The sequence below is a fragment of the Allobosea sp. LjRoot9 genome (assembly GCF_964252745.1).
In the GTDB taxonomy this organism is placed as follows: Bacteria; Pseudomonadota; Alphaproteobacteria; order Rhizobiales; family Beijerinckiaceae; genus Allobosea.
The window spans coordinates 174,453-192,048 of record NZ_CAXUPC020000007.1; the positions used below are offsets into that span (position 1 = coordinate 174,453).

The 17,596-nt window shown below is 65.9% G+C and carries 18 protein-coding genes; 8 read left to right on the top strand and 10 right to left on the bottom strand.

Features of this window, described 5'->3' with window-relative positions:
* Positions 1-159 precede the first annotated feature (159 nt).
* Complete coding sequence (locus ACSQ3P_RS23705; RefSeq protein WP_436167930.1) at positions 160-1,200, bottom strand: polyprenyl synthetase family protein; 1,041 nt, start codon at positions 1,198-1,200, stop codon at positions 160-162.
* A 153-nt stretch (positions 1,201-1,353) separates the two neighbouring features.
* Here ACSQ3P_RS23705 and ACSQ3P_RS23710 point away from each other — a divergent pair, with 153 nt between their 5' ends.
* Both ACSQ3P_RS23710 and ACSQ3P_RS23715 read left to right on the top strand, forming a co-directional pair.
* Entirely contained in the window at positions 1,354-1,578 is a 225-nt protein-coding gene (locus tag ACSQ3P_RS23710) for a DUF2007 domain-containing protein (protein WP_436167931.1), read from the top strand.
* Positions 1,571-2,389 (top strand): tRNA1(Val) (adenine(37)-N6)-methyltransferase, encoded by an 819-nt coding sequence (locus tag ACSQ3P_RS23715; RefSeq protein ID WP_436167932.1) that lies wholly within the window; start codon positions 1,571-1,573, stop codon positions 2,387-2,389. Before ACSQ3P_RS23710 ends, ACSQ3P_RS23715 begins: the two co-directional genes overlap by 8 nt.
* 85 nt (positions 2,390-2,474) lie before the next feature.
* On the opposite strand, the gene ACSQ3P_RS23720 is transcribed toward ACSQ3P_RS23715, so the two are convergent.
* Both ACSQ3P_RS23720 and ACSQ3P_RS23725 read right to left on the bottom strand, forming a co-directional pair.
* Complete coding sequence (locus ACSQ3P_RS23720) at positions 2,475-2,792, bottom strand: hypothetical protein (RefSeq protein ID WP_436167933.1); 318 nt, start codon at positions 2,790-2,792, stop codon at positions 2,475-2,477.
* Between the two features lie 156 nt (positions 2,793-2,948).
* The gene (locus ACSQ3P_RS23725; RefSeq protein ID WP_436167934.1) at positions 2,949-3,251 is read right to left on the bottom strand and encodes a hypothetical protein; all 303 of its coding nucleotides are present in this window, start codon (positions 3,249-3,251) and stop codon (positions 2,949-2,951) included.
* Between the two features lie 337 nt (positions 3,252-3,588).
* Here ACSQ3P_RS23725 and ACSQ3P_RS23730 point away from each other — a divergent pair, with 337 nt between their 5' ends.
* The 6 genes from ACSQ3P_RS23730 (at position 3,589) to upp (ending at position 10,744) form a co-directional block, all read left to right on the top strand.
* On the top strand, positions 3,589-4,491 hold the full coding sequence (locus ACSQ3P_RS23730; protein ID WP_436168047.1) for a glycine--tRNA ligase subunit alpha: 903 nt from the start codon (positions 3,589-3,591) through the stop codon (positions 4,489-4,491).
* Complete coding sequence (gene glyS, locus ACSQ3P_RS23735) at positions 4,491-6,758, top strand: glycine--tRNA ligase subunit beta (protein WP_436167935.1); 2,268 nt, start codon at positions 4,491-4,493, stop codon at positions 6,756-6,758. The genes ACSQ3P_RS23730 and glyS overlap by 1 nt, the downstream gene beginning before the upstream one ends.
* A 322-nt stretch (positions 6,759-7,080) precedes the next feature.
* A complete protein-coding gene (locus tag ACSQ3P_RS23740) occupies positions 7,081-7,242 on the top strand; it encodes a Thivi_2564 family membrane protein (RefSeq protein WP_092169472.1) in 162 nt (53 codons plus the stop codon).
* A 223-nt stretch (positions 7,243-7,465) separates the two neighbouring features.
* Positions 7,466-8,728, top strand: a complete 1,263-nt coding sequence (locus tag ACSQ3P_RS23745) for a GTP cyclohydrolase II (RefSeq protein WP_436167936.1) — start codon at positions 7,466-7,468, stop codon at positions 8,726-8,728.
* Positions 8,729-8,736: 8 nt separating this feature from the next.
* Positions 8,737-9,954 (top strand): URC4/urg3 family protein, encoded by a 1,218-nt coding sequence (locus tag ACSQ3P_RS23750; RefSeq protein WP_436167937.1) that lies wholly within the window; start codon positions 8,737-8,739, stop codon positions 9,952-9,954.
* Between the two features lie 148 nt (positions 9,955-10,102).
* Positions 10,103-10,744 carry a uracil phosphoribosyltransferase gene (gene upp, locus ACSQ3P_RS23755; RefSeq protein ID WP_092169464.1) on the top strand — a complete coding sequence of 214 codons (642 nt, stop codon included), beginning with the start codon at positions 10,103-10,105 and terminating at the stop codon, positions 10,742-10,744.
* Between the two features lie 114 nt (positions 10,745-10,858).
* On the opposite strand, the gene ACSQ3P_RS23760 is transcribed toward upp, so the two are convergent.
* The 7 genes from ACSQ3P_RS23760 to ACSQ3P_RS23790 form a co-directional block, all read right to left on the bottom strand.
* A complete protein-coding gene (locus ACSQ3P_RS23760) occupies positions 10,859-11,305 on the bottom strand; it encodes a DUF1236 domain-containing protein (protein WP_436167938.1) in 447 nt (148 codons plus the stop codon).
* 227 nt (positions 11,306-11,532) lie between these two features.
* Positions 11,533-12,516: a tripartite tricarboxylate transporter substrate-binding protein gene (locus ACSQ3P_RS23765; protein ID WP_436167939.1), complete on the bottom strand. Its 984-nt coding sequence runs from the start codon at positions 12,514-12,516 to the stop codon at positions 11,533-11,535.
* Between the two features lie 64 nt (positions 12,517-12,580).
* Entirely contained in the window at positions 12,581-14,080 is a 1,500-nt protein-coding gene (locus ACSQ3P_RS23770; protein WP_310152564.1) for a tripartite tricarboxylate transporter permease, read from the bottom strand.
* 4 nt (positions 14,081-14,084) lie between these two features.
* On the bottom strand, positions 14,085-14,603 hold the full coding sequence (locus ACSQ3P_RS23775; protein WP_436167940.1) for a tripartite tricarboxylate transporter TctB family protein: 519 nt from the start codon (positions 14,601-14,603) through the stop codon (positions 14,085-14,087).
* Positions 14,603-15,592, bottom strand: coding sequence for a LysR family transcriptional regulator (locus ACSQ3P_RS23780; protein ID WP_436167941.1), 990 nt, complete (start codon positions 15,590-15,592; stop codon positions 14,603-14,605). Before ACSQ3P_RS23780 ends, ACSQ3P_RS23775 begins: the two co-directional genes overlap by 1 nt.
* A 139-nt stretch (positions 15,593-15,731) precedes the next feature.
* A complete protein-coding gene (locus ACSQ3P_RS23785) occupies positions 15,732-16,667 on the bottom strand; it encodes a DMT family transporter (protein WP_436167942.1) in 936 nt (311 codons plus the stop codon).
* Between the two features lie 90 nt (positions 16,668-16,757).
* Positions 16,758-17,420: a glutathione S-transferase family protein gene (locus ACSQ3P_RS23790; RefSeq protein ID WP_436167943.1), complete on the bottom strand. Its 663-nt coding sequence runs from the start codon at positions 17,418-17,420 to the stop codon at positions 16,758-16,760.
* Between the last annotated feature and the right edge of the window lie 176 nt (positions 17,421-17,596).

The window sequence follows — 17,596 nt, forward strand, 5'->3', positions numbered from 1 at the left end:
TCCAGGCGGCTGTGGAAGCGTCTTTCGGCCAGAGCATCGGCTCGAAAAGTGGGAACCGGTTTTCGGGGCAAGCCGATGCAAGATCAAAGAGAGCATCGGCCCGAAAAGTGGAGCCGGTTTTCGGGATAAGCCGATGCAGGAGATCGCTGCAAGGGCGTTTCAGTGCGCTCGCGAGACGCAGAAATCGACGGTCTCGTTCAGCGCCTGCTTCATCGCGGAGGCGGGGAACAGGCCGAGCGCATCCTTGGCCATCTTGGCGTAGTGCTCGGCGCGCTCGATCGTGTCGTCGAGCGCGCGATGGCGACGCATGATGCTCTGGGCTTCTTCGAGATCGCCCTCGTTGACCTCGCCGTTCTGGAGCGTGCGGCGCCAGAAGGCACGCTCAGCGTCGGTGCCGCGCCGGAAGGAGAGCACGACCGGCAAGGTGATCTTGCCCTCGCGGAAATCGTCGCCGGTGTTCTTGCCGAGCTTGGAGGCGACGCCGCCATAGTCGAGCGCGTCGTCGATGAGCTGAAAGGCGATGCCGAGATTGAGGCCGTAGCTACGGCAGGCGGCGGCATTGGCCTTGCCAGCCTCGGCGATGACGGGTCCGACCTCGCAGGCGGCGGCGAAGAGCTCCGCCGTCTTGCCGCGAATCACGGCGAGGTACTCGTCCTCGGTCGTCTCGGTGTTCTTGGCGACGGAGAGCTGCAGCACCTCGCCCTCGGCGATCACGGCCGCGGCGGTGGAGAGGATGTCGAGGGCGCGCAGCGAGCCGACCTCGACCATCATCTTGAAGGCCTGGCCGAGCAGGAAATCGCCGACGAGCACGCTGGCCTCATTGCCCCAGAGCATGCGCGCGGCAAGCTTGCCGCGGCGCATGTCGCTCTGGTCGACGACGTCGTCATGCAGCAATGTCGCGGTGTGCATGAACTCGACCGAGGCCGCGAGCTTGACATGGCCTTCGCCGCGATAACCGCACAGCGCCGCCGTCGCCAGCGTTAGCATCGGGCGCAGGCGCTTGCCGCCCGACGAGATCAGGTGGTTGGCGACCTCGGGGATCATGGTGACGTCTGAGCCGGTGCGCGACAGGATCATCGCGTTGACGCGTTCCATGTCGGAGCGGGTCAGGCCGACCAGGGTCTCGATCCGGGCCTTGCCCGCATCCTGGCCGGTTCCCTGGCCCGCTTCCTTGTCCTCGAACGCAACGACGACGCCCATCTCATCCACTCCGGCCGACTTGCGCAGATAGCGGCGCGCTGATGCCTTGCCACAACCGTCGCATGGGTGACCAGCCCCTGCAATTCGGCAATGACGCCGCACCTGCGCAAGCGAGGGCTTGCGCGCGGGCCACGGCTTCGGCTCCATGCGCCCATGCATGAACTGGTCCGCACCAACGATATCGTCCTGCTCGGAGCCATCGAAGCGCTCCTGGCTTCGGCCAATCTCGATTGCCTGATCGCCGATCAGCATATCAGCGCGCTGGAAGGCATGATCGGCGCCTTCCCGCGCCGGCTCCTGGTGCGCGAGGCCGACAAGATGCGCGCGCGGGCGCTGCTGGTCGATGCCGGCTTCGGAGCGGAACTGCGCGATGACTGAGCCGCAACCGGCCTCATTGCTCGGCGAGATCGGCGAAGATCGCCTGCTCGACGGGCGCCTGATCCTGCGCCAGCCGAAAAAGGGGCATCGCGCCGGCAGCGATGCGATCCTGCTCGCGGCGGCCCTGCCTGAACTGGGCGAGGGGCCTCTGCTCGACATGGGCGCAGGCGTCGGCACGGTTGGCCTTGCCGCTGCCCTGGCGCAGCCGCATCTGCGCGTGGTGCTGGCCGAGCGTGATCCGGAGCTTGTGGCCCTGGCGCGCGACAACATCGCCCGCAACGGCCTCGATGCGCGCGTCGGGGCGCTGGCTGTGGATATCGCCGCCCCAGCCGCCGCCGTGACCGAGGCCGGCCTGGTTCCGGCGAGCTTCGCTTGCGTCGCGATGAACCCGCCCTTCTATGCGGCGCGGGAGACCAAGGCCTCGCCGGTCCCGAATCGACGCGCCGCCCATGTCGTCGAAGGCGGGTTGGGGGACTGGCTGAAGGCGGCGCGCCGTTTGCTCCGGCCTGGCGGGCGGATCGCTATCATCCACCGTGCCGAGGCGCTGGCCGAGATCCTGGCCGGGCTCGCGACGGGCTTCGGCGGGCTGGAAATCCGGCCGGTCCATGCGCTGGCCGAGCGGCCGGCCGTGCGCGTCCTCGTCACAGCCGTGCTGAACAGCAAAAAGCCGGCAGCGTTGCTGCCGGCTTTCATTCTCAATCGCCCCGAGGGCGGCTTCACCGAAGCGAGCGAAGCCCTGCATCGCGGATATGCGATGCTAGAGCCGGATGATTTCAGACGGAGTCACAAAGTGTCTCCGTCTGAAATCTGAATCCGTCTCTCATCAAGGAGTAAGAGCAGGATCAATGCGAAAAACCGGTTCCCACTTTTTCGCATCCTGCTCTAGGCAGCCGCGATCAGTAGAAATAGCGCGGGCCGTAAAAGGGCGGGGGCGGCGGCGCAAAGACCGGCGGGCCGTAGAAGCGCGGGCCGTAATAGCGCCGCGGGCCGTAATAGCGCGGCGGCCCGTAGTAGCGGCGCGGTCCATAGTAGCGGCGCGGGCCGTAATAATACTGCGCCTGCTGGATCTGAGCCCCATCGACCTCGGCGGTCCCAGCCAAAGCGGGCTGGATCGCTCCCGCCGCGATGGGGGCCGCCATGGCCGGGGCGGCTGCGAAGGACAGGCCGCCGAGCGTGGCCGCCGTCGCGATACCGAATGCGAGTTTGCGAAACATGATCCGATCCTCTTCAACTTGGCGCCTGCAGCCCCTGCCGCATGGTCGGTCGCCGTCTTCGAATGAAAGGCTACTGCGTTGGAGCTGAACGGCACAAAACCGCGTCGTTCAGCCTGTTTTCATCCTGCGGCCAGAGAACGGCCACATTTCGGCGGCTCAGCGGCAGACGCGCACGGGGCGGACGACCCAGCCATAGCCGGTCCAGACGCGCCTGTTGGCGAAGAAGCAGCGCGGGCGATAGACCGGGCGGCCGTAGAAGCGACGCGGTCCATAATGGCGACGCGGGCCGTAATACTGCGCTTGCTGGATGAGATCGCCTTGCGACGGCAGGGTTTGCGACGGCATGGTTTGCGCCGTGCCTGCCGAGACAGGAGCGGCCATCGCCGGTGCGACGGTGAAGGCTGCGACGATGAGGCCAAGCGCGCCGAACAGCGCAGCGACGATACGGGATGACGGCATGGACTTCTCCTACGAAACGACCCCGCCGGTTCGACATCAAGCGCTCGCCCCGAACGCCGCGAACCCTACGGACAAAAAAATCCTAGCTCGTCCTGCATGAACGAAAGCTGTCTGTCGAAGTTCCCGCGCTATGCATGGGCGACGCAACGGATTCGACGGCGAAATCGGTGCAAGTCAAAAGATTTTAGCCGGCGAATCCGTCTTTCGCCAATGAGTTAGGTCAAAACCTGCTTGAAAACCGCATTCCACTTTCCCGGATCATGGTCTATGCACGCGCCGATCCACGATCTTTCGGAAGGCCCAAGCCTTGGCTGTTTCTGCCACTCTGCCCGATGCGATGAACCCGACCCGCTCCTTCCAGGGGCTGTTGCTGACCCTGCAGCGCTTCTGGGCCGAGCGCGGCTGCGTCATTCTCCAGCCCTATGACATGGAGGTCGGCGCCGGCACCTCCCATCCCGGCACGATGCTGCGCTCGCTTGGGCCCAGGCCCTGGCGCGCGGCTTATGTCCAGCCCTCGCGCCGGCCCAAGGATGGCCGCTATGGCGAGAACCCCAACCGGCTGCAGCATTACTACCAGTTCCAGGTCATCCTGAAGCCGAACCCGCCGAACCTGCAGGAGCTCTATCTGCAGTCGCTCGAGGCGATCGGTATCGACGTGAAGCTGCACGACATCCGCTTCGTCGAGGATGATTGGGAGAACCCGACGCTCGGCGCGTGGGGGCTGGGCTGGGAATGCTGGTGCGACGGCATGGAGGTGAGCCAGTTCACCTATTTCCAGCAGGTCGCCGGCATCGAATGCGCGCCTGTCTCGGGCGAGCTCACCTACGGCCTCGAGCGCCTCGCCTGCTATCTGCAGAATGTCGAGAGCATCATGGAGCTCAATTTCAACGGGCTCGAAGGCGACGAGAAGGTCACCTATCGCGAGGTCTTCCTCCAGGCCGAGCAGGAATATTCGCGCTATAATTTCGAGCATGCCGATACGGCCGCCCTGTTCCGGCGCTTCGCCGAGGCCGAGGCCGAATGCCGGGCCCTGCTCGAAAAGGGCGAGAGCGGTGAGCGCCATCTCATGGTCCAGCCGGCCTATGACCAGTGCCTCAAGGCCGGCCACAGCTTCAATCTGCTCGACGCGCGCGGCGTGATCTCGGTCACCGAGCGCCAGAGCTACATCCTGCGTGTCCGCGAACTGGCGAAAGCCTGCGGCGCCGCCTGGCTGAAGACCGCCGGCGGGGGAGCGAACTAATGCCTGATCTCCTGCTCGAACTCTTCTCCGAAGAGATCCCCGCCCGCATGCAGCGCAAGGCGGCCGAGGATCTGAAGAAGCTCGTCACCGATGCGCTGGTCGAGCGCGGCCTTGTCTATGAGGGCGCAAAAGCCTTCGCCACGCCGCGGCGGCTCGCGCTCCACATCGCCGGCCTGCCGGTGCGCGGCCGCGATGTCCGCGAGGAGCGCAAGGGGCCGCGCGTCGGCGCGCCCGAGGCCGCGATCCAGGGCTTCCTCAAGGCAGCTGGGCTTACCTCGCTCGATCAGGCAACGATCATCAGCGACCCAAAAAAGGGCGACAGCTACGTCGCCATCATCGAGAAGCCGGGCCAGGAGACGGTTGCGGCCATCGCCGAGATCGTGCCCGCCGTGATCCGCAGCTTTCCCTGGCCGAAATCGATGCGCTGGGGCGCTGCCTCCGCGGCTGGCGCGAGCCTGCGCTGGGTGCGCCCGCTGCACTCGATTCTCTGCACCTTCGGGGCCGAGACCGAGGAGCCGGAGGTGGTTCCCTTCGAGGTTGACGGCATCGTCTCCGGCAACATCACTTACGGCCACCGCTTCCATGCGCCGGGCGCCATCACGGTCAAGCGTTTCGACGATTACGTGCCGAGCCTGGAGAAGGCCAAGGTCGTGCTCGATGCTGATCGGCGCAAGGAGATCATCCTCAACGACGCCCGCACGCTCGCCTTCGCGCAGGGCCTCGAACTGGTCGAGGATGAGGGGTTGCTGGAGGAGGTCGCGGGGCTGGTCGAGTGGCCGGTCGTGCTGATGGGCGCCTTCGAGGAGCGCTTCCTGGAGATTCCCGGCGAGGCGATCCGCGCGACGATCCGCGCCAACCAGAAATGCTTCGTGCTGCGCGATGCCGCCACCGGCGCGCTCGCCAACCGCTTCCTGCTGACCGCGAATCTCGTCGCCAGCGATGGCGGCAAGGTGATCACCGCCGGCAATGAGCGCGTCGTGCGCGCCCGCCTCTCCGACGCCGCCTATTTCTTCGCGACCGACAAGGGCGATCTGCCCGATCTCGACACGCTGAAGGAGAGCGCTGAGAAGCTCGGGCTCGACCTCGCCAAGCCGCTCGACCAGCGCATGGCCAAGCTCGACAAACTCGGCGTCGTCTTCCACGCCAAGCTTGGCACGCAAGGCGAGCGCGTCCAGCGCATCGCGGCGCTGGCGCGGGTGATTGGAGAGCTCATCGAGCCGCAAAAACGTGTCGGTGAGATGCATTTTGGCGGTAGTTCTGCAGAGTATCACAATCAGATTGCTCGCGCGGTGCGACTGATAAAGGCTGATTTGCCTACCGAGATGGTTGGTGAGTTCCCCGAGCTGCAGGGGCTGATGGGCCGCAAATACGCCGGACTGCAAGGTGAGAAGCCTTCGGTGGCCGCGGCTATTGAAGAACATTACAAGCCGCTCGGTCCATCTGATCACGTACCCACCGATCCGGTTTCGATTGCTGTGGCGCTTGCCGACAAGCTCGACACGCTGGTCGGCTTCTGGGCGATCGAAGAAAAGCCGACCGGGAGCAAGGATCCCTATGCGCTACGGCGGGCGGCACTGGGGGTGATCCGATTGGTGGTCGAGAATGGGGTGCGACTACAGATCTCTCGTCTGCTCAACATGCCGATGAAGGAGATGATCGCGGCTGCGAATCCCTACGCCGATGACGATCGTCTCATTGAATTACTTTCTGCGTCCGAAGCTAAGATCGCCGACCTCCTTTCCTTCTTCCACGACCGCCTCAAAGTCATGCTACGCGACCAGGGTGCGCGGCATGATCTGGTCGACGCGGTGCTGGGCGAGGGCGGCGGTTCCGACGACCTCCTGCTCATCACCCATCGCGTCGCCGCGCTTGCACGCTTCCTCGAGACGCAGGATGGCAAGAGCCTGCTCGCTGGCTACAAGCGCGCCGCCAACATCCTCAAGGCCGAGGAGAAGAAGGACGGCGAGGGCGCGTTTGACGGCGCTGTCGATTATCTGCTGATCGAGCAAGCCGGGCTGATTGAAGAGAAGGCACTGGCCGTCGGCCTCCACAAAGCCACTCCCGCAGCCTCTGCCGCCGTGGCGAAGGAAGATTACGAGGGCGCGATGGCGGCGCTGGCCGAATTGCGCCCGGCGGTCGACGCCTTCTTCGACCAGGTCACGGTCAACGATCCCGACCCGGCGCTGCGCATCAACCGCCTGAAGCTGCTCAACCAGCTCCGCGAAGCGACCCGCGCCGTGGCGGATTTCGGGCGTATCGCCGGGTAGGGCGCGGGGAACCCCTCTCCTGTAAGGAGAGGGGCAGGGGTGAGGTGTAGGCCCTGGACGTGATAGCCGAGACCCGCCCGCTGCATTGCCGAGCCCAACCGGTCGAACGGCCGACACCTCACCCTGCCCTCTCCTTACAGGAGAGGGTTCCCCGCGCCCGGTCGAAACACCGCAGCGCACAGGCGCCTGCGGGCGCTCCGCCAGGGGCTCGGGAACCTATTCCCACACTGCGACGTTCTGTCATCGGGGCTGACGTGGCGCGAATGCGTCGTGGCACGGGCTCCGGGGGGCCAGTTTCCGGCCGCGACAAGGGACTTCGCATATGTCCATCCTGATTTCGCTGCTCATCACGGTGCTCGTCATCGGCCTCGTGCTCTATCTCGTGCGCATGCTGCCGCTCGATGCGCAGATCAAGAACGTCGTCCAGATCATCGTCATCGTCATCGGCATCATCTCGCTGCTGCGCTACCTCGCCATTTTCTGATCGGCTCCGCCCGTCATGCTCGCCCTGGCGGCGAGCATCCCCGTCTTGACCGCGGAGCTCGAGCGGCGAAGGCGTGGATGGCCGGGACAAGCCCGGCCATGACGGCCAGCGCGACGGCCCCGATTGACGCCGCGCTTGCGTTGAGCCACATTTTCATAGGTCCAGAGGGCCCCGGACGCATCGCGTCCCGGGGCCCTTTCCTATTTGCAGGGCGATACCCGCGATGAACTCGCAGAACCGCACGACCCATATCCGCCTGACCTCGCATCCCGAGCCCGGCAACGCCGCGACGCGCTTTCCCATCCAATGGGGCGCGGGCAGCCCGGCCGAACGCGGCCCGGTCATCGCCTCGACCACGGCGCCGGGAGACCGCAACGTCATCGGCGCCCATGGCGGCTCCTATTCGGTCTATCGCGCGCTCGCCATTTCGGCTCGCGCCATGAACCCCTCGCAGCGCCCTGACCTGACCAACACCTATCCGACAGCCGAGATCCCGCCGCAGCCGCAATGGTTTGCGCCTGGCCGGATCGTCTCGATGGACCCGTTCGGCCATCGCGTCGCGCAGGATTTCGGCCAGTGGATCGGCGAGGGCATCGACATCCGCCCGACCATCGCCATCACCAAGGCGAGGCTCAATTTGCCCGAAATCCTCGCCGCGATGGCAGGACACAGGCTCAGCCCCGACGAGACCATCCTGCACAAATCCGGCGATATCAGCGTCACCAAGATCGCGATCGACCCGGTCTGGCATCTGCCGGGCATCGCCGAGCGCTTCGGCACCAGCGAGCAGGAATTGCGCCGCACGCTCTTCGAGCAGACCGGCGGCATGTATCCGGAGCTGGTGACACGGCCTGATCTGCGCGTCTTCCTGCCGCCGATCGGCTCGATCACCTGCTACATCATCGGCGAGGTCTCCGCGATCACCGACCCGAAGCGCAGCGTCGCCTGCCGCGTCCATGACGAATGCAACGGCTCGGACGTCTTCGGCTCGGACATCTGCACCTGCCGGCCCTACCTCGTGCATGGCATCGAGGAGGCGGTGAAGGAGGCGCAGGGCGGCGGCGTCGGCCTGATCGTCTATAATCGCAAGGAGGGCAGGGCGCTGGGCGAGGTCACGAAATTCCTCGTCTACAACGCCCGCAAGCGCCAGGAGGGCGGCGATTCCGCCGCAACCTATTTCGAGCGCACCGAATGCGTCGCCGGCGTCCAGGACGCCCGCTTCCAGCAATTGATGCCCGACGTGCTGCATTGGCTCGGCGTCACCAGGATCGACCGGTTGATGTCGATGTCGAACATGAAATACGATGCCATGGTCGAGAGCGGCATCGAGATCGGCGAGCGCGTCGCGATCCCGCCCGAGCTCGTTCCGCCCGACGCCTCGGTCGAGATCGAGGCCAAGAAGGCAGCGGGCTATTACTCGCCCGACGGCGCGCCCGGCGACAACGCCCTGAAGGCGACCGTCGGTCGCGATCTCGACAAGTTCTGAGCCGCTTCATGTCTGACCAGAATACGGACGCCGTCCGTGCCTTGCTCAAGCCTGCCGCCGTCCGCGCCCGCGCGCAGGAGATGCTGGAGCTCGGCCTGGCCGGCAAGCTCCTGCATTTCAGCGTCGATGCGACGCGGCTCGACGCCTGCGCCGACTATGTCCTCGACACGATCAAGGCGAACTATCCGACGCTCGACATCCCGTTCCACGCCCGTTGGCGGCATTTCAGCGTGGCCGGTGTCGATCGCTGGAGCGTGCTCGACCTGACCGCGCATTTTCCCGACGCCATGGCGCGCGGTCGCGCGGCTTATGATCTCGCCGTGGTCAGCGTGCTGCTGGATGCGGGTGCCGGGCCGGACTGGCGTTATCGCGATGCGGTCTCGGGGCAGTCGATCGGCCGCTCCGAGGGGCTGGCGCTGGCCTCGCTCGACATGTTCGCGGCCGGCCTGTTCTCCAGCGATCAGGCTGAGCCGCTGCGCGTCGACGCGGCCGCGCTGAAGCGGCTCGATGGCGCGGCGCTGGCCGAAGGCTTCCAGGCCGGCCCCGGCAATCCGCTGCTCGCGGTCGAGGGCCGAGCGGCCTTGATGAATCGTCTCGGCGAGGAGCTGGAGCGTCAGGGCCTGAAGCGCCCCGGCGATCTGTTCGACCGGCTCGTCAGCGCTGCCGAGACCGGCACATTGCGCGCCGGGCATATCCTGACGGAGGTTCTCTCCATTTTCGGCGGCATCTGGCCGTCGCGCCTGACGGTCGCCGGCGTCGCACTGGGCGATACCTGGCGGCATCCGCTGATCGCGGAGGCCGAGCCGACAGCCGGGCTGGTGCCCTTCCACAAGCTCTCGCAATGGCTGTCCTATTCGCTGATCGAGCCCTTGCAATGGGCCGGGATCGCGGTGATCGACATCGATGACCTCACCGGTCTGCCCGAATATCGCAATGGCGGGCTGTTCCTCGATTGCGGCGTGATCGCGCTGAAGGACGAGAGCGATGCGACGCGCGCCCATGAGGTCGGCTCGGCGCTGGTCGTCGAATGGCGCGCGCTGACCGTGGCGCTGCTCGACGAGATCGGAATGCTGATCCGCAAGCGCTTGGGGCGCACGGCCGAGGAGCTGCCGCTGGCGAAGGTGCTGGAGGGCGGCACCTGGGCCGCCGGCCGGCGCATCGCCCGCGAGAAGCGCGGGGATGGCGGTCCGCCCTTGACGATCATCAGCGACGGCACCGTATTTTGAGTTGGCAACACCACAGCCCTCATCCTGAGGAGCCGCGAAGCGGCGTCTCGAAGGATGCTCCAGTGCTCTCTGGACCATCCTTCGAGACGCAATCCTTCGGATCGCTCCTCAGGATGAGGGCTGAGGGGGTACAAAGGGGCGTGCAGGAATGACCAAAAGCCAGGACGGCGTCACCGTCGTCGACCATCCGCTGGTGCAGCACAAGCTGACGCTGATGCGCGAGAAGGACCGCTCGACCAAGAGCTTCCGCCAGCTCCTCAACGAGATCGGCATGCTGCTCTGCTACGAGGTCACGCGCGATCTGCCGATGGAGATGACCGAGATCGAGACGCCGCTGACGAAATCGATGCAGCCGATCATCGCCGGCAAGAAGATGGTCTTCGCGCCGATCCTGCGGGCCGGCGTCGGCTTCCTCGACGGCATGCTGGAACTGGTGCCCGCCGCCCGCGTCGCCCATATCGGGCTCTATCGCGATCCCAACACGCTCCAGGCGGTCGAGTACTATTTCAAGGCCCCCTCCGACATCGCCGAGCGCATGGTGGTGGTGATGGACCCGATGCTGGCGACGGCCAATTCGGCGGTCGCAGCGATCGACCGGTTGAAGGAGCGCGGCGCCAAGGATCTGCGCTTCGTCTGCCTGCTGGCGGCGCCCGAGGGTATCGAGCGCTTTCGCGGCGCCCATCCCGATGTCCGCATCTGGACGGCGGCGATCGATGAGAAGCTGAACGAGCACGGCTATATCGTGCCGGGCCTGGGCGATGCCGGCGACCGGATGTTCGGTACGCGATAAAGCCGAACATGCGCCGAGACACGAAAATGGCCCGCCCCGTTTCCGGGGCGGGCCGACGATCCGGCATGACGATCAGGCCGGTAATGGCGCGACCGTCCAGCGGATCGCACTACGTCATTCGATGATCTGCACGACGCGACGAGTCCGCGGCTCGACCAGAACAGGGCGCTGGTTCACGACCGTGTAGCGGTAGCCGGTCTCGGCATATTCGCGCGGCACATATTCACGCGGAACCTCGCGATAGACCACGCCATCGGCCGGGAGGACCGTGCCGACCGTGACCGGTTCCGCGTAGGTATAGGACGGGACGCGCTGCTCGACGACATATTGCCGGAAGCGGGGCGTCTGGTCACCGATGATCGCGCCGACCACGGCGCCACCGACGCCGCCGACTACCGCGCCGACCGGGCCGCCGACAATGGCTCCGCCGACCGCACCCGTGGTGCCGCCACCAACTGCGCCGCCGACGGCACCGCCGTCCTGGTTGCGTTGCGGGTTCTGGGCGAATGCCATCGCGGGGGTGATGGCGATCGCGGCGATAAGAGCAAGTTTCTTGAACATCGTGGTTCTCCTTCCAAACGAACGTTCGGGAAGGAAACGGGGCGGTTCACGGCGCGGTTCCGAAAAATCTGGGTAACAAGATATGAATATCCGCAACCGGAATGGCGAAAGCGTCATTATATCAATGTATTGCGGCGCTCACGAAAACGCGTGATCGGCCTGCCAACGCCAACGAAAAACGGCGGATCCGGGGATCCGCCGTTCCATATCGTGCCTGTTCCGGACAGTTATTTCGGTGCGGCTGACAAGGCTGGGCTGAGCTTGTCGGCGTCGCGCTTGATCAGGGCGGCGAAACCGGCCGGGGTGCGTTCCTCGGCGGTCGGCAGCACGGTGCCCAGCTCGAGCAGGCGCTTCTTGGTGCCTTCATCGTTCAGCGCCTTGTCGAGGGCGGCGACCAGACGATCGACGACGTCCTTGGGCAAGCCCTTGGGACCGGCCATGCCGTTCCAGGCCTCGATCTGGTACTCCGGCAGCCCGGCTTCCGCGGTGGTGGGAACGTCGGGCAGGGCCGGCGAACGCTGCTTCGAGGCGATCGCATAGGCCTTGATGTTGCCGGCCTTCACCTGTTCGGCGACGCTGACGATCTGGTCGCACATGAAGTCGATCTGGCCGGAGACGAGATCGTTCAACGCCGGCCCGGTGCCGCGATAGGCGACGGCGTTGATCTTCGGCACGCCGAGCTGCGCCTTCAGCAGGGTGCACGTCGTCCAGGAGACGGAGCCGAGGCCGGCATGGGCCTCGTTCACCTTCTCGGAGTTCGCCTTCACATAGGTCACGAACTCCTTCAGGTCCTTGGGCTCGAAATTCTTGCGGGCGACGATCAGGATCGGCGTGCCGCCAGCGAGACCGATGGCCTGCATGCCGTTGATCGGGTCGTATTTCAGGCCGGGATAGGTCGCAGGCGCAGCCGAGAACGTGCCCAGGTGCCCCATCGCGATGGTGTAGCCGTCGGGCGCAGCCGTGACTGCGCGGGTGATGCCGGTGGTGCCGCCGGCGCCGGCGACGTTTTCGATCACGAGCTGCTGGCCGAGCGTCTTCGACATATGGTCGGCGACGATGCGCGCGATGATGTCGGTCGGCCCGCCGGCGGCGAATGGCACGATCATGGTGACCGGGCGCGTCGGATAGGTTTGCGCCTGGGCAGCGCCGGCGAACGCGATGGTGATCGCGGCCGCCAAGCCAAGTGTCCGGCCAAGTGTCAGTTTCTTCATGGATGATCCTCCCTTGAGCTGTTTTGGTGGAAGCTGGATTGAAAGCGGCGTTCCAGCAACCCCGTCATTCGGTGAAGACCTCGTCGCGCTTCTTCGAGATCGAAGGCAGCAGCGCAATCGCCAGGACGACCACGGCGACGATCAGCAGGCCGGCCGAGATCGGCCGCTCCACGAAGGTCATGAACGAGCCGCGCGAGATGATCAGCGCCTGGCGCATCTTCTCCTCGAGCAGCTTGCCCAGGACGAAGCCGAGCAGCATCGGCGCGGGCTCGAAGCCGAGCTTGATCAAGAGGTAGCCGAACAGGCCGAACATCGCGGTGAAGGCGACGTCCACCGGCTGGTTGTTCACCGAGTAGATGCCGATGCAGCAGAAGATCAGGATCGCCGGGAACATCAGGCGATAGGGAACCTGCAGCAGCTTCACCCAGACGCCGACCAGCGGCAGGTTGATGATGACCAGCATCAGGTTGCCGATCCACATCGAGGCGATCATGCCCCAGAACAGCTCCGGGTTCTTGGTCATGACCTGCGGACCGGGAATGATGCCGTGGATGGTCATCGCGCCGACCATCAGTGCCATCACGGCGTTGGGCGGGATGCCGAGCGTCAGCAGCGGGATGAAGGCGGTCTGCGCGCCGGCGTTATTGGCCGACTCAGGACCAGCGACGCCCTCGATCGCGCCACGCCCGAAGCGCGAGGGATCCTTGGCGAGCTTCTTCTCGATCGTGTAGCTCGCGAAGGGGCCGAGCACCGCGCCATTGCCCGGCAGGATGCCGAGGATGCCGCCGATGAAGGTGCCGCGCAGCACCGGGTTGATCGACTGCTTGATCTCGCTCCAGTCCGGGAGCAGTCGGCCGATCTTGGCCTTCACCACGTCGCGCGCCTCGGGGTTCTCCAGATTGCGCAGCACCTCGGCGAAGCCGAAGACGCCCATGGCGAGCACGGCGAAGTCGATGCCGTCCGACAAGGGCGGGAAGCCGAAGGTCAGGCGTTCCTGCCCGGTTTCGAGGTCGGTGCCGACCGTCGAGAGCAGCAGGCCCAGCATGATCATGCAGAAGGCCTTGAGGATCGAGCCACGCGCCAGCACGACGGCAAAGCACAGGCCCATCACCATCAGCGAGAAATATTCCGCCGGACCGAAGAGCAAGGCGAGCTTCGTCAGGGGCGCGCCGAGTGCGGCGATGAACAGGGTCGCGACGCAGCCGGCGAAGAAGGAGCCGAGCGCGGCGACGCCGAGCGCGACGCCGGCGCGGCCCTGCTTGGCCATCTGGTGGCCGTCCAGCGTGGTGACGACGGACGTCGCCTCACCCGGGATGTTGACCAGGATCGCGGTGGTCGAGCCGCCATATTGCGCGCCGTAATAGATGCCGGCCAGCATGATCAGCGCGCCGACGGGATCGACGCCGAAGGTGATCGGCAGCAGGATCGCGATGGTGGCGATCGGCCCGACGCCGGGCAGCACGCCGATCAGCGTGCCGATGAAGCAGCCGGCGAAGCACAGGGCCAGATTCTGCAGGGATAGCGCGACGCCGAAGCCGAGCGTGAGATTGGCGATCATGTCCATCGTGTCAGATCCCCAGGAGCCAGGGCGCCAGCGGAATAGGCAGGCTGAGCGCGTATTTGAAGAGCAGAGCGCAGGCGGTCGTCATCGCGATGGCGAAGATGATCAGCTCCTTCCATTTCATGTCGTCGGCGGCGAGGCCGGAGACGAGGATGACCAGCGGCCCTGCGACGAGCAGCCCGAGCTGCGGGATATGGATCGGCCCGATGTCGAAGCCGCGGATGGCGAGCCCGAACAGGCAGGCTCCGCCGAGCACGAGGAAGACGCCACGCCAGGCCCAGCCCGTCAGCTTCTCGCCGTTGTAGCGCAGCGAGGCGAGCGAGAGCATCAGGCCCAGCGCGGCGCAGATCACCGCAAAGGATTTCGGCAGCATGCCCGGCCCGATCTGGCGAAGGCTACCGAGAGGCAGATCGCCGGACAGGAGGAAGGCAAAGACGCCAAGCGCGATCATGAACAGGCCGGCCGCCATGTCCTGCTGCGAGCGAATGCGCAGACCCTGCGCCCGTTCGATAGGGTTCAAACTCATCAGGCTCCTCCGGTAGACGACCCGACGGCGCGGGCGGTGCGTTTCATCTTGGGTGGCGATATGACGAACGGAAAAACATGCCGTTCGTCGATCAAGGTGACGCTCTCGCGAAGGATGGCGAGAAAGTCGTCGCGTGGGCTGAGTTTCTGCTGCGGCCGCCAGGCGACGCCGACCAGCGCGCCAGGTGGCGGCGGGTCGAGCAGCGCACCGCGCAGACGGCGCATCGTGACGCCGGGAAAGCTCAAGCGCGAGACCCAGTCGGGCGCCAGCGCCATGCCGAGTCCGGCGGCCACGGCTGACATCATCGCCGGCTTTTCGGTGGCCTCGATCGAGACGTTGGGCACGGCCCCGACGCTCTCGAAATAGGCCATCACCAGATCATAGGCGAAGGGTCGGCTGCGCTTGGAGGGAACGATGAAGGGCTCGCCGACGAGGTCGAGCATCGTCAGATGGTCGCGCGCCGCCAGCGGGTGCTGCTCGCTCAGGACGACGAGCGGGCGCTCGACGCGCAGGATCTCGAAGGCGCAGTCGGTGGGCTTGCGTGGTGGGCGGGTCAGCGCAAGATCGAGCTTGCCGGCCTCCAGCATCTGGATCAGCGGGGCTGTCATCGCTTCGACGAACTTGATCTCGACGCTGGGATGCTGCTCGCGGAAATAGGCGAGCGCCTCGGGCACGAAGCTTGATGAGGCGGCGTCGATCGCGCCGACGCGCAGGACCTTGCCCGAGGCCAGCGAGGCTCCGCGCACGGCGCGCGAGGCGTGCTCCATCTTGACCAGGATGCCCTTGGCCTCTTCCAGCATGATCAGCCCGGCGCGTGTCATCGCGACCTGGCGCGTGGTGCGCGTGAACAGGGCGACCCCGAGACCATCTTCCAATGCGCTGATCTGGCGGGAAAGGGCGGGTGGCGCGAGTCCAAGCCGTTCGGCTGCGCGACCGAAATGCAACTCCTCCGCCACCGCGATGAAACATCGCAGTTGCCTGACGTCCATGGCGCTCGTCTGCTCCCCCTCTGGCGTATCGTTTTTTCCGATATCTTCCAGTCCGCGAGATTATGCCTCTAGCGGCTCTGGCCGCTAAAGCGACCCTAGAGCAATTCATAATTTTTTGGCAATAAAGCCTCGGCAGAAATCAGCGCGCGGCGCTTATCTCGGGCCTGCGCCGGAAAAGCCGGCCGTCGATCAGGGCGAGGCCGGCGAAGATCGCGGCCATGCCGGCGAGATGTCGCGGCAGCAACGTTTCCCCGAGCAGGCCGACGCCGAGCATGATGGCGCTGACAGGCACCAGGAAGGTGACCAGCATGGCGTTGTTTCCGCCCGCCCGCCGCATGATCTGGAAGAAGATCACATAGGCGAGCGCGGTCGAGATCAAGGCGAGCCCGACCAGCGCGGCCGCGGCTGTCCAGGACGGCGTGGGCAGGCTCCAGGGCGGGGTGAAGATCAGGACGAGCGGGAGCGACATCACGGTCGTGGCGCTGAGCTGGCCTGCCGCCGTCACCAGCGGCGGCGTGTCGCGAAAGCGCCGGCCATAGAGCCCGGCGAAACCATAGGACAAGGCGGCGCCCAGGCAGGCGAGCTGCGGCAGGAGCGCGCCGCCCAGGCCGCTGAGCGCATCGGGGCCCATCAGGATGCCGACGCCGACGAGCCCGGCCAGCACGCCGGCGAGCTTGAGCGGGGTCGCCTTCTCATTGCTGCCGAACAGATGCGCGACGATGACGCCGAATACCGGCGTGGTGGCGTTCAGGATCGCGGAGACGCCGCTCTGGAGCTGGGTCTGGCCCCAGAAGATCAGGCAGAACGGAATGAGATTGTTGAGCAGCCCCATGACGAAGAAGGCGAGCCACATCCGGCGACCCACCGCCATGTCGAGGCCGCGCATCCGCAAGACGAGATAGAGCACGGCCGCCGCCAGGCTGACGCGGGACAGGACGACGGCAAGAGGCGGCCACTCCGCGACGGCGATCTTGCCGAAGAAGAAGGAGCCGCCCCAGAGCAGCGAGAGTGCCAGGAGCAGGAGCCATTCGCGCGCACCCATCACGGGGCCGGAGGAGGTGGGGGCGGTGGTCATCTGGAAAGCCCTATCCGAGGGAGCGCGCCAGCGCTCCCTTGTCGCGTCCTGGCTAGGCGCGTTGATAGTGCGGCGCCACCCGTTTTCCGCTCAGGCGGCTTCGGCGTCGCGCGCCTGCCACATCGCCGTGAAGGCCGGGCGGGCCTGGCAGGCTTCGAGCCAGGCCTTGACGTGCGGCGCGGCCTCGAAGAGCTGTGTCGCCGGCTTGGCGTAGCGGATGACCTCGGCGAGGTTGATGTCGGCGACCGTGAAGCGCCCGCCCATGACGAAGCCGCCGCCCTGCGCCAGCGTCTGATCGAGCACGGCGAACGGGGCTGCGAGCGCGGCCAGCGCCGCGGCGGCGACCTCGGGCTTGCGCTTCTCCGGCGGATAGGCGGCGAGGTGATATTGCAGGTTCAGTGCATGGGTCTCGCATTCGGTCGCGGCCCAGAGCGCCCACATTACGGCGAGCCCTTCCTCCTGCGCATCCTTGGGCGCGAGCGGGCCGCCATGCTTGCGCGCCAGATAGAGGTTGATCGCGAGCGATTCATGCAGCTTGAAGCCGTCATCGTCGATGCTCGGGACATGGCCGTTGGGGTTGACCTTGAGGAAGTCGGCGCTGCGCGTGTGCAGCGGCGCGTCCGGCGCCTGCGGATCGGGCACGCGATAGGCCTGGATCACCGGCACATGGGTGAAGGTGAGGCCAAGCTCGTTGGCGAGCCAGATGTTGCGCGAGGCGCGCGAGCGGTAGCAGCCATAGATCGTCAGGGTCATGCGGTGAGGCTTTCGGCGGAGAAGCTGAGGGCGGGCGCACCATAGGGCGAGCCGTGCGGGCCAACAATCGCCGCTGCGCGGTGAGGGGCCTTGTCGTCAGAGCAGGATGCGAAAAAGTGGGCACCGGTTTTTCGCATTGATCCTGCTCTAAACTCTCAGTTGAGAGACCGATTCAG